The organism is Lactobacillus hominis DSM 23910 = CRBIP 24.179 (assembly GCF_000296835.1).
Lineage (GTDB): Bacteria > Bacillota > Bacilli > Lactobacillales > Lactobacillaceae > Lactobacillus > Lactobacillus hominis.
Genome location: NZ_CAKE01000036.1, coordinates 1 through 912, shown reverse-complemented (window position 1 = coordinate 912; position 912 = coordinate 1). Strand labels below are relative to the sequence as shown.

Sequence of the window (912 nt, the reverse complement as noted above, 5' to 3'; positions counted from 1 at the left end):
ATTTAATTAAGCGTCATTTTAAGGCTGTTATTCCTGATAGGCATTGGTATTCAGATGTTACTGAATTTCACTTGAACGGAGAAAAACTATATTTATCGCCAATTATGGACGGCTGCACTCAAGAGATCATATCTTATACATTGAGTCGCAATCCAGTATTAAAACAAGTAATGGACATGTTAGATCTAGCTTACAAGAAATATCCAGCTCTCAACGGCTTAATTTTTCATACTGATCAAGGCTGGCAATATCAACATACTGCGTTTCAATCATGGCTTAGAAATCATGGTGTTACTCAATCTATGTCACGTAAAGGCAATTCTCTAGATGACGGTATGATGGAGGGCTTCTTTGGTATTCTTAAACGCGAAATGTTCTATGGCTTTGAAAAGACATTTAAAACCATGGAAGAATTAGAACAAGCAATTAGAAAATACATTCATTACTACAATCATGATAGAATCAAAACAGTACAAAAAAACCATACTCCGATAGAATATCGAAATATGGTTTTAAACAGAGCTAATTAATAATATGTCCCAAATTTGGGGTTCATATCATTAGATACGCCTTTTTTATTGCTCATGATAATTAGTTGAAGTAACAGAAATTTCGTTGTAACGCTGTTTTCCAGTGGTAAATTTTACATTATTTGCGAGTAAGTTAATTAATTCATCTTTAAAAGAATTAATTTGGTCTAAATCTAAAAAGACTTTTATGGTAACTTGAGCACCAAATTCGCGATCAGCTACGTAAATTTCGTTTTGTTCAAGGTAGTGATTAACGCGATCTAGATTTGCATATGAGATTTTCAGAGCAAGCTCTTGTTGCAGACATTTTTTAACTACACCAATTTCTTCAACTGCATGGGTAACGCTATTTGAATAGGCACGAATTAAGCCACCTGCCCCT

The 912-nt window shown here is 33.9% G+C and carries 2 protein-coding genes; one reads left to right on the top strand and one right to left on the bottom strand.

Annotated elements, in window-relative coordinates; genetic code table 11:
- A partial coding sequence (locus tag BN55_RS09490) for an IS3 family transposase (protein ID WP_040469607.1) occupies positions 1 to 530 on the top strand: 530 nt, incomplete at its 5' end.
- A 45-nt stretch (positions 531 to 575) separates the two neighbouring features.
- On the opposite strand, the gene BN55_RS09485 is transcribed toward BN55_RS09490, so the two are convergent.
- Positions 576 to 912, bottom strand: a 337-nt coding sequence (locus BN55_RS09485) for a DUF1949 domain-containing protein (protein ID WP_040469605.1), incomplete at its 5' end; no start/stop codon positions are given.